This is a genomic window from Arthrobacter sp. M4 (genome assembly GCF_020251205.1).
Lineage (GTDB): Bacteria > Actinomycetota > Actinomycetes > Actinomycetales > Micrococcaceae > Arthrobacter.
The window spans coordinates 30,428-45,512 of sequence record NZ_JAIWYX010000024.1 but is presented as its reverse complement, the minus strand read 5'-3'; the positions used below and the strand labels follow the sequence as shown (position 1 = coordinate 45,512).

Annotated in this window: 13 protein-coding genes and 1 pseudogene; 6 read left to right on the top strand and 8 right to left on the bottom strand. The window is 63.6% G+C overall.

The genetic code is table 11. The features are described from left to right. Together LD110_RS21875 and LD110_RS21870 are read left to right on the top strand one after the other, a co-directional pair. On the top strand, positions 1 to 294 hold a 294-nt coding region (locus tag LD110_RS21875), incomplete at its 5' end, for an HNH endonuclease signature motif containing protein (protein WP_225502048.1). A gap of 10 nt (positions 295 to 304) precedes the next feature. Then, entirely contained in the window at positions 305 to 898 is a 594-nt protein-coding gene (locus LD110_RS21870) for a DUF5655 domain-containing protein (protein WP_225502047.1), read from the top strand. A 61-nt stretch (positions 899 to 959) separates the two neighbouring features. On the opposite strand, the gene LD110_RS21865 is transcribed toward LD110_RS21870, so the two are convergent. Beyond that, entirely contained in the window at positions 960 to 1,790 is an 831-nt protein-coding gene (locus LD110_RS21865) for a hypothetical protein (RefSeq protein WP_225502046.1), read from the bottom strand. Positions 1,791 to 1,954: 164 nt separating this feature from the next. On the opposite strand from LD110_RS21865, the gene LD110_RS21860 reads away from it, so the two are divergent. After that, positions 1,955 to 5,371: a DEAD/DEAH box helicase gene (locus tag LD110_RS21860; protein ID WP_225502045.1), complete on the top strand. Its 3,417-nt coding sequence runs from the start codon at positions 1,955 to 1,957 to the stop codon at positions 5,369 to 5,371. A 351-nt stretch (positions 5,372 to 5,722) separates the two neighbouring features. Here LD110_RS21860 and LD110_RS21855 read toward each other — a convergent pair whose 3' ends face one another. The 7 genes and pseudogenes from LD110_RS21855 to LD110_RS21825 form a co-directional block, all read right to left on the bottom strand. Further along, complete coding sequence (locus LD110_RS21855) at positions 5,723 to 6,145, bottom strand: heat shock protein transcriptional repressor HspR (protein ID WP_225502044.1); 423 nt, start codon at positions 6,143 to 6,145, stop codon at positions 5,723 to 5,725. Between the two features lie 11 nt (positions 6,146 to 6,156). Continuing rightward, positions 6,157 to 7,125, bottom strand: coding sequence for a DnaJ C-terminal domain-containing protein (locus LD110_RS21850; protein ID WP_225502043.1), 969 nt, complete (start codon positions 7,123 to 7,125; stop codon positions 6,157 to 6,159). Between the two features lie 96 nt (positions 7,126 to 7,221). Beyond that, complete coding sequence (locus LD110_RS21845) at positions 7,222 to 7,878, bottom strand: nucleotide exchange factor GrpE (protein WP_225502042.1); 657 nt, start codon at positions 7,876 to 7,878, stop codon at positions 7,222 to 7,224. A 2-nt stretch (positions 7,879 to 7,880) separates the two neighbouring features. Beyond that, positions 7,881 to 9,752: a molecular chaperone DnaK gene (dnaK, locus tag LD110_RS21840; RefSeq protein WP_225502041.1), complete on the bottom strand. Its 1,872-nt coding sequence runs from the start codon at positions 9,750 to 9,752 to the stop codon at positions 7,881 to 7,883. Between the two features lie 141 nt (positions 9,753 to 9,893). Further along, positions 9,894 to 10,795: pseudogene (locus tag LD110_RS21835) on the bottom strand (DUF817 domain-containing protein). Continuing rightward, positions 10,788 to 11,582, bottom strand: a complete 795-nt coding sequence (locus LD110_RS21830) for an oxygenase MpaB family protein (RefSeq protein ID WP_225502040.1) — start codon at positions 11,580 to 11,582, stop codon at positions 10,788 to 10,790. The pseudogene LD110_RS21835 and the gene LD110_RS21830 overlap by 8 nt, the downstream one beginning before the upstream one ends. 9 nt (positions 11,583 to 11,591) lie before the next feature. After that, positions 11,592 to 12,323, bottom strand: coding sequence for a TetR/AcrR family transcriptional regulator (locus LD110_RS21825; protein WP_225502039.1), 732 nt, complete (start codon positions 12,321 to 12,323; stop codon positions 11,592 to 11,594). Between the two features lie 162 nt (positions 12,324 to 12,485). Between LD110_RS21825 and LD110_RS21820 the strand changes: the two genes are divergently transcribed. The 3 genes from LD110_RS21820 to LD110_RS21810 all read left to right on the top strand — a co-directional run bounded on the left by LD110_RS21820 (position 12,486) and on the right by LD110_RS21810 (position 15,073). Continuing rightward, the gene (locus LD110_RS21820) at positions 12,486 to 13,430 is read left to right on the top strand and encodes an NAD-dependent epimerase/dehydratase family protein (protein ID WP_225502038.1); all 945 of its coding nucleotides are present in this window, start codon (positions 12,486 to 12,488) and stop codon (positions 13,428 to 13,430) included. Positions 13,431 to 13,458: 28 nt separating this feature from the next. Beyond that, positions 13,459 to 14,286 carry an oxidoreductase gene (locus LD110_RS21815; RefSeq protein WP_225502037.1) on the top strand — a complete coding sequence of 276 codons (828 nt, stop codon included), beginning with the start codon at positions 13,459 to 13,461 and terminating at the stop codon, positions 14,284 to 14,286. Positions 14,287 to 14,434: 148 nt separating this feature from the next. Next, positions 14,435 to 15,073, top strand: coding sequence for a hypothetical protein (locus LD110_RS21810; protein ID WP_225502036.1), 639 nt, complete (start codon positions 14,435 to 14,437; stop codon positions 15,071 to 15,073). The last annotated feature ends 12 nt before the right edge of the window (positions 15,074 to 15,085 follow it).

Below are 15,085 nucleotides of genomic sequence, written 5' to 3'. Positions count from 1 at the left end.
TTCCCCGGCTGCACCCGACGCGCCAGCACCTGCGAACCAGACCACACCATCGAATGGCAGGACGGCGGGACAACAGATCCAGCCAACCTCGCCCTGCTCTGCCGCAAACACCACGCGCTCAAATCCATCGGCGCGTGGAGCTACAGGCATGCGCCCCCAACCGGCCACCTCAGCTGGACCTCACCCCTCGGCCGCAAACACACCACAGAACCAGCCAGCTTCAGCATGCCCGCCGATCCGCCCGCGCTACTCCTCCAAAACTACGAGCCACAACCCAAACCACCCCCGTTCTAAGATCGGAAGCATGGCCGAGACACCAGACCTAAAATCCGTTGCCGGAACCTGGCAGCACATGGTGGACAGCAACCAGGAACTGTTGCTCCGAAAGTCAGGGCATGACTTGGCGTGGTGGGTGGAACGTGCCCGCGCTGCCGGTGTCCGGAATGATGCGGAGCTGCGCCGATGGATGAGCGAGGAGCACGGCATCAGCGGCTATGCGCGGTTCGCGGTTGCCTGGGAATTGTTCGGCTACCCGGACTTTATGCTGCACGATGCGGACGAACTGATGGATGGCCAGTACCAACAGCACCCTCAACTGCGGCCCATTGCCGACGCGGTGCTGGCCTGGGCCTCGGAAACCGAGGGTGTGCATATCCAGCTTCGCAAGGGCTACGTCTCCCTGCATGCTCCACGTCGTAAGTTCGCCCAGGTGACGCGGACCAACAACACAACTGTCGACGTCGCCCTCCGTTTGGATGCGCCCGCTGCCGGGCGGCTGGAGGCCGTCAAGGTTCGTGAGGGCGATTTCTTCGACCGGCGAGTCCGACTGCAGTCGCTGGACGGCGTCGACGACGAGTTGCTGGGATATCTCGCCCAGGCGCTGGAGCAGAACTCGTAAAGAAGTGGTGACGCCCCCTCGCCGGAACGAGGGGGCGCCACCACTTCAATCGGATTTGAGGCTAGGCTTCCTCAAACTCGACGGCAGCAACAATCTCCTTGGTCTCCGGGCGGAGCATGTAGGCCTCGTCGTCGTCTTCCACCATGATGTAGTCGCCGTGGTCCGTGGCGAAGTGCCAGGCCAGGACGGTTTCCCCGTTGTGCTCGTAGTTCGGGTCACCCATGGTGATCTTCTGGAGCTCGAAGCCGGCAACTTTACACAGCTCCCGGATGATCACTTCGAACTCCGGCGCGTTCTCGAGTTCCTCCGCCTCGGCCTCGGCGCGGCGCTCTTCAAGGTTGGGGATCTTGGCCACACGCTCGGCGATGTGTGCCTGGAGGTCCTCTTCCTCAAGGGTCAGCAGTTCGGGCTGGCTGCGGAGCCACGCGCCGTTGAGGGCGATGATGTCCTCCGTCTCCAGGAGTGACTCGAATTCACCATCCAGTTCGTCCAGCTTCAAAACGCCCTCGCTGGCTTCCTCAGATTCGTCCAGTTCTCCGTCCAGGTAGGCCTCGGCGTCGTCCTCGGAGAGTTCATCGAAGGCTGCGCATGTGCGGTTGAACAGCTCAAGGTGTGCCTTGGCGCCCATCTCCGCCAGTCCTGCCCGGACGTAGGCATCCACTTCCTCGCGTTCAGGCGCGGTGAACACGTACTGGGCGAAACCGCCGGACAGGGCCTGCGTCAGGTAGAAATCGACGTAGTAGCTGGCCAGGGCGTTGGGAGCGATCTCCTCATCATTGAGGAGTTCCTGGTACATCCTGTTCACGACATCCACGTTGGCATCCACAACGTCTTCGTTGCCACCCTGCAGGCTGCGGGCCGTCAGAACCACGGGGTACTCGGTGCTGGTCATGCGATTTCCTCACTGCTGGAAGCGGTACTGCTCCGGACACCTTCAACGTACGCGTGGGAGCGTCCCCACGAGCTGAGGACAAGGTGAACGTCAGGCGAAGTTTGGAGGCCATTTGAGGCTGACTACTATGGATCAGATAGCCTCCTGCCGAAAGTAGCCAAACCATGCCTTCCCACCCAGACGACTGGGAACTGGCAATACTCACCCCTGCCATCAACGACCGCTCACTCGCCGCCGGGCTGGCGTACGCCATGGGCGGGCGCGTCAGCGGGATCTCCTTCGACGGCGGAACCGGCCTCATGATCGGGAAGGTCCGAGGCAGCGCCCAAACTCCGTATTCGACGTCGGCCAAGCTGGTGCGCAAGGCCGGTCGCTGGAGCTGCACGCTGGGGATCTGCAGCTGCCCCGTGCGCAAGGACTGCAAGCACGTCGCCGCACTCCTCTTCGCGGCCGAAGACCACCCATCCGTGAGGGCAAAGTTGTTGTCGGCTGACCCAACTGCAACTGCTACGCAGGGCACTGCCGCCAAAGCCATGGAGGCGCCGGAGTGGGAACTTGCCTTGAACCGGCTCATCGGCACACCAAAGCGGCAAGCACTGGCAGAGGGACGCGGAGTCCCGCTGGCCCTCCAGTTCGAGGTTGTGGAACCTACGCCAAACTTCTCCTATAGCGCGCGCCGGGACCCCCACTCCAACGTCCGGCAGCTCAGGGTCCGGCCGGTGATGATGGGCGCCAAGGGGAAATGGATCAAGGGCGACGTTTCCTGGACCACCTTGAACTACCTCGCCTATCGACGCGAATGCAACGAGGCCCACATCGAGTGGATGCGCGAGTTCCTGGCAGCCCACTCCTCGCCTGACCTCCGCAGCTACACAGGCGGCGGAATGTGGCTGGTCCTCAACGATTTCGCGGGCAAGAACCTGTGGTCCATGCTGCGCCAAGCGTCCGACGTCGGTGTCGCCCTGGTCCACACGAGCGGTACTGAAGCCGTGCGGCTCTCGGTCCAGCCCGCCGTCGTCGGCCTCACCATTGCGCGCCCGGGCGGCACGTCCGACGACGCCACGCAAGGCAGGGCGCTCGACGGCGGCCTGGAGGTGGCGCCGTCGGTGACGGTCGGCGGGGAGCCGGTGGATCCCTCGTCGATGGGGCTGATCGGCAAGCCTGCCAGCGGAGTCTTTTATGTTGGCGCGGCACCGGAACAGCTTCCGGGAGTGTCGGGCCCTGAGACAGTCATCACGCTGGCGCCGTTGGAAGGCGAACAGGGTGAGGAGCTTCTCGCGTTTGTCAGCAACGGGCGAATCCTAAGCATTCCCGCCCAGGATGAGTCGCGTTTCCTGACCTCCTTCTACCCCAAGCTGCGCCAACAGACCGAGGTGAAGGCCGCCGACAAGACGGTCCAGCTGCCGGAATTGGCGGTGCCCAAGCTGTCGCTCCTCGCCAACTACGGCACTGACCATCGGGTTCGGCTGCATTGGGAGTGGCACTATGCGGCCGGAACATTGGTCACTGCGCAACCGCTGTGGCGCCACCCGGAGGACCGAGGGTACCGCGACGATGCCGAGGAAGCCCGGATCCTGGAGCAGGTGGGCCGGCCGTGGGACGTGGTGCCAGCCTTGGGCGAGTCTTCTTCCGGCGGCTGGGGCACGCCCCGGCTGGCTGCGGCCGCTGAACTGGGCGGCCTGGATACCCTCGCATTCACTGAGGAGGTGCTGCCCCGGCTTCGCGAGCTTGAGGACGTCCTGGTGGAAACCACCGGTGACATTGCTGACTATCGCGAGGCGGAGGAGGCTCCCGTTGTGTCGATTTCGACGACGCCGACGGACAGCCGCGACTGGTTCGACCTGGGGATTGTCATCACCTTGGAGGGGGAGCCTGTTTCCTTTGCGGCCATGTTCTCAGCGCTCGCGGCTGGCCAGACGCGCATGCTGCTTCCCAGCGGGGCGCACTTCTCGCTGGACCTTCCTGAGCTGCATCAACTCCGCTCTCTGATTGACGAGGCCCGGGCTTTGCAGGACCACCCGAGCAAGGACGGCACGCTGCAGATCAGTCGCTTCCAAGCTGGGCTGTGGGACGAACTTGCCCAGCTTGGCGTTGTGGACCAGCAGGCCGCGGCGTGGCGGGATTCCGTGGGCGGCCTCCTCGCAGACGACCTGACCGGGCTCCCCTTGCCTTCGACTCTGAATGCCCAGCTGCGGCCCTACCAGATGGAAGGGTTCAACTGGCTGGGCTTCCTGTACCGCCACGGCTTGGGTGGCGTCTTGGCAGACGACATGGGCCTTGGCAAAACCGTCCAGACCCTGGCGTTGGCGTGCGCGGCGAAGGAACTGGCTGCGAAGGAACCGGCACCTTTCCTGGTGGTCGCCCCAACCAGCGTCGTGGGGAACTGGGCAGCCGAAGCGGCCCGTTTCGCGCCCGGGCTGGACGTCCGGACTGTTTCTGAGACTTTTGCGAAAAGCGGTACTGATCCTGTTGAGGTTTTGGCGGCGGCCGACGTCGTTATTACCTCGTACGCCTTGTTCCGCATCGATTATGAGTCCTACGCGGCGCTGAACTGGTCCGCACTGGTGTTGGACGAGGCGCAGTTCGTGAAGAACCACCAGTCCAAGGCTTACCAGTGCGCGCGAAAGCTGCAGGCCCCGTTCAAGCTGGCCATCACGGGCACGCCGCTGGAGAACAACCTCATGGAGTTCTGGGCTTTGACGTCCATCGTGGCGCCAGGCCTGTTCTCCAGCCCAAACAGATTCGCCGAGTTCTACCAAAAGCCCGTGGAGAAGAACGGCGACGCTGGACGGCTGGCCAGGCTCCGCCGTCGAGTCCGTCCGCTCATGATGCGGCGCACCAAGGAGCAGGTCATCAAGGACCTGCCACCCAAGCAGGAGCAGGTGCTGGAGGTGGTACTCAACCCACGCCATCAAAAGGTGTACCAGACGCATCTCCAGCGCGAGCGGCAAAAGATCCTTGGCTTGATCGACGACGTCAACAAGAACCGCTTCACGATCTTCCGGTCCCTGACGCACCTGCGGCAGCTGAGCCTGGATCCATCGCTGGTGGACGAGTCGCTGTCCGGAATCCGATCCAGCAAGCTTGACGTCCTGTTCGAGCAATTGGAGGACATCATCAGCGAGGGGCATCGGGCACTGATCTTCAGCCAGTTCACCGGGTTTTTGGGCAAGGTGCGGGAGCGGCTGGACGAAGAGGGAACCGAGTACTGCTACCTCGACGGCGCCACCCGCAACCGTGCCGAGGTGGTGGACGAGTTCAAGAACGGCTCCGCGCCGCTGTTCCTTATCAGCCTGAAGGCCGGTGGCTTCGGGCTGAACCTGACCGAAGCCGACTACGTGTTCCTGCTGGACCCATGGTGGAACCCCGCTACCGAAGCCCAGGCGGTAGACCGGACGCACCGGATAGGGCAGGCACGCAACGTGATGGTCTATCGGTTGGTGGCCAAGGACACCATCGAGGAGAAGGTCATGGCGCTCAAGGCGAAGAAGTCGCGGCTGTTCGCCGACGTCATGGAAGGCGACGCCATGGCCGGCGGGGCGCTGACGGCAGAGGATCTGGCGGGGTTGTTCGCGGAGTAGCTGAGATTGAATAGGACTCGCTGGCTCACGTACCTAGTAGCGAAAGCCTCAGTTGGGCGCCGTTCCGCGTTTGTGGCCCGTGTACCTTAGGCGTTCCACATTGCGGGCACGCTTTCGCGTTGTGGCGATCAGCGCGCAGACCAACATGACCCCGAGACCCGCAGCTGAAGCCGGAGAAACTGCACCGTGCAGCAACCAAACAAATACCGGAAACTCACCGGTAGATGGCCTAGGCACCGTTGCATGGCCATTCGTCGCCGAGAAGACCATGAGGACGGGCATCGTGATAACTGCGCTCCACAGTGGTACTGCAGAGCCTTTGGGGTCGCGTGCCGAGAATTTGTCCAGACCTCACGGCCTAATCTCAGGCCGCCACACCACGACAGCTTGGGAGCGGGGGCGGGGGCGCTGGCCCGGTGCAAGGCTTACGACATCGCCGGCGGCACCGGCGGCGAAGATTCGGGCATCGAGCGGTGATCGCCGTCGGGACAATTCATCAGTCAGCTCGCTGACACGCTGCTGCAGGGCCGCCACTTGGTTCTCAAGCTCCAGGATCCTTTTGATGCCCTCGAGCGACACACCAGATTGCGACAGCCGCTGCACTTCACGGAGCATATCGACGTCGTGCTGCGAATAGCGACGCGATTTGCCGGGTGCACGGCTGGGTTTGACGATGCCCAGCCGGTCATACTGCCGCAGCGTCTGCGGATGCATGTCCGCCAGCTCGGCGGCAACCGAGATCACGAAGATCGGCTGGTATGCATCGAAGACCATTGATTGTTCCTTTAGAGCCGGGCTTTGGATGCCAGATCGTGGCGCGGATCCGCATCCTTTGTGGCGGCGGCGAACGCCTTGACGGCCTCTTCGGCCTCTTTGTTGAGATTCTGCGGGACCGCGACATCCACCGTCACCAGTAGGTCACCGGTTGCCTTCGCCGTCTTGACGCCACGGCCTTTGACCCGCAGGGTCCTTCCCGACGGGGTGCCGGCGGGCACGCGGAGGCGAACATTGTCGCCGTCGAGCGTTGGCACCTGGATTTCGGCACCCAGCGCGGCCTCCGCGAAGGAGATCGGCACGTGTATGCGGATGTTGTCACCATCGCGGTGGAAAAAATCATGGGGTTTGACGTTCACGGTGATGATCAGGTCGCCGTTACCCGCTGGCCCGGCATTGCCCTTGCCACGTTGGCGGACCTTCTGTCCGTCCTTGATGCCTGCAGGGATTTTCACGTCGATGACGTGGCCGTTGCTTTCACGCAGGCTGACTGTGGTGCCCCGAATGGAACCGGCGAAGGAAATAGTGGTGGTTGCCGTCCGGTCGCTGCCCTTTTCCGGGGCGCGCTGGTAAGTCGGGCCAGCGCCAAAGCCGCCGCCGAACAGGTCGGCAAACTCCGGCGGGATTCCGCCGGCGCGGCCACCGCCGAAGCCCGGCTGCCTGGCTCCGCCGAAGAGACCGCCAAAGAGGTCCTCGAAGCCGCCATTGCCCGGACCGCCTGCGCCGCCAGGGGCAAATCGGGCACCGCCCATGGCCCGGATGGCGTCGTACTGTTGACGCTCCTCAGGGTCGGACAGCACGGAGTAGGCCTCAGAGATGTCCTTGAACTTCTTCTCGGCCGCTGCGTCTCCCGGGTTCTGGTCCGGGTGATACTGCCGGGCGAGCTTGCGATAAGCCTTTTTGACGTCGGCATCGGACGCGTCCTTGGCGATACCAAGGATCGCGTAAAAGTCCTTTTCAACCCAGTCTTGGCTGGCCAAGGGCGTTCCTTTCAAAATCGAAGCGCCGAGATGGCAGTTCGCGGCAATGTTCCAAAGCAATACTGCCGTTAACTGCCATCTCGGCGTGGGAGGTTGTTACGCAGGTACCGCGACGATGACCTGGGCTGCGCGAAGGACACGGTCCTTGGCGCGGTAGCCGGAGCGGAGGACCTGGCTGACCGTATCAACCTCGATGTCCTCGCCGGGCTGCTGGATGAGCGCTTCGTGGACGGTGGGGTCGAATTCGACACCCGTCTCGTCGATGCGTTCCAGCCCGTAGGTCTTCAGCGCGTTCTCCAGCTTGGCTGCGATCGCGGCAAACGGGCCGTCCTCGAGGTCACCATGCTGGCGTGCAGCGTCGATGTCGTCCAGGACCGTGAGCAGGGAGTTCAGCACGCCGACGACGGCCATCTCCCCTGCCACTGCCCGGTCGCGCTCCACGCGCTTGCGGTAGTTGACGTACTCGGCCTGCAGGCGGAGCAGATCGTTGCGGAGCTCCGCAGCCTCCGATGTCGCGGCTCCCTGGGCCACGGATTCCGCGGCGGGAACCTCAACACCGTTGAGGATCTCCTCTGCCTGGGACAGGGCATCGCCTTCAGCCTCTGCTCCAGCAGCAGGCTGCTCAGGGGCCGTGTGCCGGGCCGCACCCGTCTCCGGGTCTAACTTGCGCTTGTCCCGGATGACCGGCTTCTGCCCGTTGTCATCGTCCCGCCGGGCATCCGAGTGATCAGATTCGTTGCCGTGGTGGGGCATGATTACTTCTTCTTCTCGTCGTTGTCTTCGTCGATGATCTCGGCGTCGACGATGTCCTCGTCAGCCGCGCCCGTGCCGGTACCCGGGTTGCTCGAAGCACCTGCGGGGGCACCCTGAGCTTCGGAAGCCTGGGCGTAGATGGCCTCGCCGAGCTTGGTCTGGGACTGCTGCAGCTTCTCGAAGGCGGACTTCACAGCGGCGTCGTCAGTACCTTCCAGGGCCTTCTTGAGGGCGTCGACGTCGGCCTTGACCTCGGTCTTGACCTCTTCCGGCAGCTTCTCGTCGTTCTCGGCGATCAGCTTGGCCACGGAGTAGGCCAGCTGCTCGGCAGAGTTACGGGTGTCCGTAGCTTCGCGGCGGGCCTTGTCCTCGGCAGCGTGCTCTTCGGCCTCGCGAACCATGCGGTCAATGTCCTCCTTGGACAGCGCGGTGCCGCCCGTGATGGTCATGGACTGCTCCTTGCCGGTGCCCTTGTCCTTGGCGGACACGTGGACGATGCCGTTGGCGTCAATGTCGAAGGTGACCTCGATCTGCGGCACACCACGCGGAGCCGGGGCGATGCCGGTCAGCTCGAAGGTACCCAGCGGCTTGTTGTCGCGGGTGAACTCGCGCTCACCCTGGAAGACCTGGATAGCCACGGACGGCTGGTTGTCGTCCGCCGTGGTGAAGGTCTCCGACCGCTTGGTGGGGATTGCCGTATTGCGCTCGATCAGGTGGGTCATCACGCCACCCTTGGTCTCGATACCCAGGGACAGCGGCGTAACGTCGATCAGCAGGACGTCCTTGCGCTCACCCTTGAGGACACCGGCCTGAAGGGCGGCACCAACGGCCACAACCTCGTCCGGGTTCACGCCCTTGTTGGGCTCCTTGCCGCCAGTGAGTTGCTTGACCAGGTCAGAGACAGCCGGCATGCGGGTGGAACCACCAACTAGGACAACGTGGTTGATGTCTGCAACCTTGATGCCGGCCTCGGCGATGACGTCGTGGAACGGCTTCTTGGTGCGGTCCAGCAGGTCGCTGGTGAGGTCCTGGAACTTGGCACGGGTCAGCTGCTCATCCAGGTGGACCGGACCGTCGGGGGTGACGGAGAGGTACTGCAGGGAGATGTTGGTGCTGGTGGAGGAGGAAAGTTCCTTCTTGGCCTGCTCTGCAGCCTCGCGGAGGCGCTGGAGGGCGATCTTGTCCTTGGACAGGTCGATGCCCTTGATCTTCAGCTGGCTCAGCAGGTGCTCAACAACGCGCTGGTCCCAGTCGTCACCGCCGAGGCGGTTGTCACCGGCGGTGGCGCGGACCTGGATGGTGGAGAATCCGTCCTCGTCCTTGCCGACTTCCAGCAGGGATACGTCGAAGGTACCGCCACCGAGGTCGAAGACCAGGATGAGTTCGTCTTCCTTGCCCTTGTCCAGGCCGTAGGCCAGGGCCGCGGCGGTGGGCTCGTTGATGATGCGGAGCACGTTCAGGCCGGCGATCTCGCCGGCTTCCTTGGTGGCCTGGCGCTCAGCGTCGTTGAAGTACGCCGGAACGGTGATCACAGCGTCGGTGACCTTCTCGCCCAAGTAGCTCTCGGCGTCGTTCTTCAACTTCATCAGGATGCGCGCGGAGATTTCCTGCGGCGTGTACTTCTTGTCGTCAATTGCCTTGGTCCAGTCGGTGCCCATGTGGCGCTTGACCGAAGCAATGGTGCGGTCAATGTTGTTGACGGCCTGGCGCTTGGCGATTTCGCCGACCAGGACCTCGCCCGTCTTGGAGAACGCGACGACGGACGGAGTGGTCCGGCCACCCTCAGCGTTGGCGATAACGGTGGGCTCGCCACCTTCCAGCACGGAGACCACCGAGTTGGTGGTTCCGAGGTCAATACCTACTGCACGGGTCATGAGTGTCTACTTCCTTTCAATGGCTGCCTGCCTACAGGCTGAGCTTCACCCGACTCAATCTGTGGTCAGTTGAGTCGAGGGCACTCAACCATCGACTAGTTGAGCGATCTGCACTCAACTTTACCCATGGCGCTCTGAAAGTCAATCCAAAGTTGAGTCAAGTACGCTCAACTTCGCTGAGAGCCTAACTTCAGCCTCATCCAGAGGGAGCGGCTTATAGACCCAGGCCACCAGCACAACGGAAATGATCATCAGCAGGAACCAGGCCACCAACTTGTCCGGGGACACCATGTGCCAGCCATCCAGTTGGCTGGGGTAAAGCCACGCTCGCGACCACGTGCCAATGTTCTCCGCGAACCAAATGAACAGGGCAACCAACAGGAACGCCACAAGCAAGGGCATACGGAAACGGCTACGGAAGACCCTGAAATGCATTACGCAACGCCCAAACAAAACTGCGACTGTGGCAAGCAGGACCCAGCGGAAATCCCAGACGAAATGGTGCCCGAAAAAATTCGCATAAATGGCCGCGGCCACCAAAGCAGTCAGCCAGCGCCGTGGATATCTTGTGAAGCGCAGGTCGAACAGGCGGTACACGCGCACCATGTAGGAGCCCACCGCCGCATACATAAAGCCGCTGAATAGCGGCACTCCCCCGATTCGCAGGAACCCGTCGGCCTCATAAGCCCAGCTGCCGACGTCGGTTTTGAACAGTTCCATAACTGTCCCGACAATGTGAAACAACACGATGACCCGCAATTCGCGGAACGTCTCCAAACGACAAGCCACCATCAGGACCTGGATGACCACGGCGGCGACCGTCAGGAAATCGTTCCTGGCCAGTCCGACGTCGGACGTGTACCAAAGGCGCGCCGCGAAAATGACGGCCAGAAGAACCGCCCCAAATACGCAGGCCCAGGCCTGTTTAAGGCCAAAGACCACAACTCGGTGACACGCGCCCGCAGTCCGCCAGCGGGCGCATTGTCCAAGAACCGGTGCGCCCGCTCTTCGATGAAACGTTCGACGGCGGTGGCGTTACGCATGTGCCTGCCGCACCTGCGCAGGCTTCACCCGGTCAAGGCAGTAGTTCTTGGGCCAGTGGCGGATCCCTTGGGGAAGTCGGGGATAGACGACTGAAAGGAAACGCAAGGTGCGGTCGAAGCGACGCTGATGGCGGGCGCTCCACCGCAGGCCGAATTGTTCCCTGAGCGCGGCGGGCAGGAATCCGGCCGTGAGGAACCGCGCCAGCGGCATAACAAGGCGCAGCCAGGCACCCGCTGAGCGCGGGTGGAGCAACTGGTGCGCCACCCTCACGGCGTCCGCCCCAGGCCGGAGTTGTTGCACGGCGGAGTCCCAGTAGTCATGGAAAGCTGCGCGATCCTGGGGCCACAGGTCCGGCGGGAGCTGAAGGGTTGTGCCGATCCGCGCATAGTCACGGTAGACGCGGTCCGCCGCGGCCTCACTCAACGGGCCATGGACCGCCTCATGAATGGTTACCGCTGTGTCGTACAGCGTGGCGACCACCCACAGCTGGGACTGCGGGTCAAAGGCGCTGTACCCCGGGGAGCCGGCGTCAGCCCGCCGTCGTACTGGCGCGTGGGCGCGGTTGACCGAGCGCCGCACAGTGGCCAACTGTTCCTCGGTGCCGTACACAACGGCGTAGACGTAGCCCAGCGTGTTCACTAGGCGATCGAGCGGGCGCTCGGCAAAGTTGCTGTGTGCTGCGACGCCCCTCCCCACCTCCGGATTCGCGATCTGGAGCAGGATGGCTCGCCCGGCCCCGGCAAGGAGGACGCTCTCCGCGCCGATATCTGCGAGGCCATGAACCATGGGGACACTTTACCGGGCGCCCTGGTCTTGGAGACCCGTAGTGGCCGCAAGGACGGCCAGGTGACGGTCGAACAACTCTTCCGGCGCCGTGAACGTATCCGGACCATAGTGGCCGAACACCTCGAAGCTGACCGCGCCGAACAGCGAGGTCCAGGCCAGCACCCCCTGGGCGATGAGTTCTTCCGGCGCAGCCAGTCCCAGGTCGTCCCGGATTGCCGAAAGGTCGCGTTTCAGCTTCGGTGAAACCCCGACGGCGGCAAGTGGCACCGGGGCAATCGCACCCGCACGATGGGCGGCGTCGAGGATCCCGGCAAGGCGATAGATCACCCTGGTGCCAGGCACCGTGGTGCGTTCCGCGGGCGCCCGATAGCCCGGCACCGGACTGCCAAAAAGCAGGGCGTAGCTGGCGGTGTCCTTCAGGGCCCAATCGCGAACCGCCCTGCCCAGCGCCATGAATTGGCCATGAAAGTCGTCCTGCGGAACACCATTCACGGCGGCATCCACCGCATCACCCAATTCGCCGTAGGCGTCCACGAGCAGCAGTGTCAGCAGTTCGTCCCGGCTGGCGACGTAGCGGTACACAGCGGACGAGACCAAGCCAAGGTCCCGCGCCACCGCACGTAGCGACAGCCCCGCCGCACCCTCTGACGCCAAGTGGCGGCGGCCGATTCTGACGATGTCTGCCTCAGTCTGTACCCTTGCCCTCGCCCGCGGAGAAAGTGCGGTTCTTTCGGATGCCATGCCTTCAGCATGCCACAAACGAGAGCACAGCAAACAAAAGAGAGCACTGCTCTTGACACGAGGACAACCCGAGGTCCAATCTTGATTCAGAGAGCACTGCTCTCTGAATGTGTCATTGGAAACCCCATCACCACTCATTAGGGCCCAGGAAGCGAGCACCCCATGTCCCTCTACGTCGTAACCGGAGCCGGACCCGTCGGCTGGACCATCACCGAAATCCTGGCCAGCCAAGGCCACAACGTCCGCATCCTCACGCGCACTGGCTCCGGCCCGGACCACCCGCTGGTGGAACGCCGTCCAGTGGACGTCTCCAACCCGGCAAGCCTAAGCCGGGAATTCCAAGGCGCCAGCGCGGTCTTCCACTGCATCCACGGTTCCTCCTACACGGCCAAGGCGTGGGCCGCCGAACTGCCCGTCGCCGAAGCGGCGGTGATGGACGCCGCCCAAGCCGCGGGCGCCGTCGTCGTTTTTCCCGAAAGCATGTACTCCTACAGCGGGCCGGAGCGCCCGATCGCAGAAAACAGCCCCCGCGAGGCGTCAGGCGGCAAGCGCGGCGTCCGGACGCAGCTGCTGCGTGCCCGCGCGGCGCATTCGGCGGACACTGTGAGCGTTGTGGCCGGGGACTTTTTTGGACCCCGCGTCCTGATGGCGCATGCCGGCGACCGTATGGTCCCGTTGGTACTGCAGGGCAAGACAGTGCAGGTGATCGGCAGCGCCGACCAGCCGCACTCCTTCACCTACCTGCCGGACCTTGCCGCCGCGATGGTTACCGCCGCGCAGGACAAGGGCCTGTGGAATTCCATCCTCCACGCGCCGACGCTTCCGCCCATGACGCTGCGCCAATTGGCCTCAGCGTTCGCCGCGGCAGCCGGGCTTGGCATGCCCAAAGTCTCCGTGGTCCCGGGCTGGCTCCTGCGCATCGTAGGTGTGTTCTCCGGAGATATGCGGGAGCTCGTTGAAACGCTCTACCAGTTCGAGCGCCCGTTTGTGCTCGACTCCGCCGCCAGCCAGAGGCGGCTCGGCCTCGCACCGACGCCGCTCGCTGACGCGGCTTCAGCTACCGTCGCGTGGTGGCAGCAGAAGGAGAGGACGACGGCGGCGGGCTGAGTTTTCGAGCAACGTAGAATACGGATTTATGGCAACTTGGCTCATCACTGGCTGCTCCACCGGACTTGGCCGCGCCCTCGCAACAGCGGTCTTGGAGCGGGGTGAGAACGTCGTAGTCACTGCCCGCTCGGCCGACAGCGTGGGCGAACTGGCCGCGAAGTACCCGGACACCGCCCTGGCCCTGGCGCTCGACGTCACTAACCCCGCCCAAGTGACTGCCGCCGTCGAGCAGGCTGAGGAGCGCTTCGGCGCTGTTGACGTGCTGGTCAACAACGCCGGCTACGGCTACCGGGCGGCGGTCGAGGAAGGCGAAGACGAGCAAATCCAGAAGCTCTTTGCCACCAATGTGTTCGGCGCGGTGGCGATGATTAAAGCCGTCCTCCCGGGAATGCGCGCCCGCCGCTCAGGCACCATTGTGAACATCTCTTCAATGGGTGTCCGCCTAGCACCGCCGGGTTCCGGCTACTACACGGCAACCAAGGCTGCACTGGAAGGCATCACCGGCTCGCTCCGCAAGGAAGTGGCTCCGCTTGGCATCAAAGCCATGGCCATTGAGCCGGGCGCTTTCCGGACCGACTTTGCCGGCCGCTCCATTTCACAGTCCGCCGTGCCCATCCCGGACTATGCCGAGACGGCCGGCAAGCGCCGCAAGGAGCACGACACGCTGGACGGGAACCAGCCGGGCGATCCTGCCAAGGCGGCCCACGTTATTATCGAGGCTGTCAATTCGCCCAATACCCCGGGCCTGCTGATGATAGGTCCCGACGCGCTCAGTGCTGTCCGCGCAGCTCACGACGCCGAACGCAGTGACATCGAGGCTTGGGAGTCCTTGAGCGCGGGAACGGACATCAACTGACATTCCTCCTAGAAACCGAAATGATCAATCGACTGGATAAATCTCCGGAAATGAGTGACTCCCGGGCGGCGCGGGAGTAATCTAAAGCTGCTGTGCTGTCCTTCACCTTGCAGACTGGGGTGTAACCGTGGGAATAGTGCGATCGTCGATGACCGAGCTGCTCGGGTTGCTGTCTGACGCCGCAGCTCCGGAGAGGGTTCGATTCGACGACGGCTCCGTTCAGGAGGGCCAACCGGAACCTGACGCTCCCATCACCGTGTACGCCGTGGGGCTGGACCGCGTGGGCCGCTCCCGCCGGGCCGGCCCCGTCCTGGACCTCGAACTGCGTGTGGCCGTTGAATGCCACGGCCCCAAGCAGTTGGACAACATGGAGAAACTCCTGCTGGCGATGGAACGCAGCCAGTACACGGTCATTACAAAGGACGAATTGCAGCCCGGCGAGTACGAATCGGCAATCCGCCACGGGCTGGGTTTCCTCATCCGCGTCCCGGTGGCGCTGGCGCTCGAGGAGCCTACGGGCCCCCAGGTCCTGGAGCCACTGATCGCCCACATGGACGTTGCCCGCCGCATCCAAGGCCGGCTCGTCGATGCCCACAACAAAGGCATCCCCGACGCTTTCATCCGTGCCCACTCTTCAGCCACCTCGGTCATGAGCGATGCGACCGGTCATTTCGAGGTACTGGCCTCGGCTGACGAGCTCCAGCATTTTGCCGTGGCAGTTCACGGCAAGGAACGCGAGGTATCGGCCAGCACTAGCAGCCTGCCGGTCATCATCCGGTGGGAATGAAAGGGAGCGCAC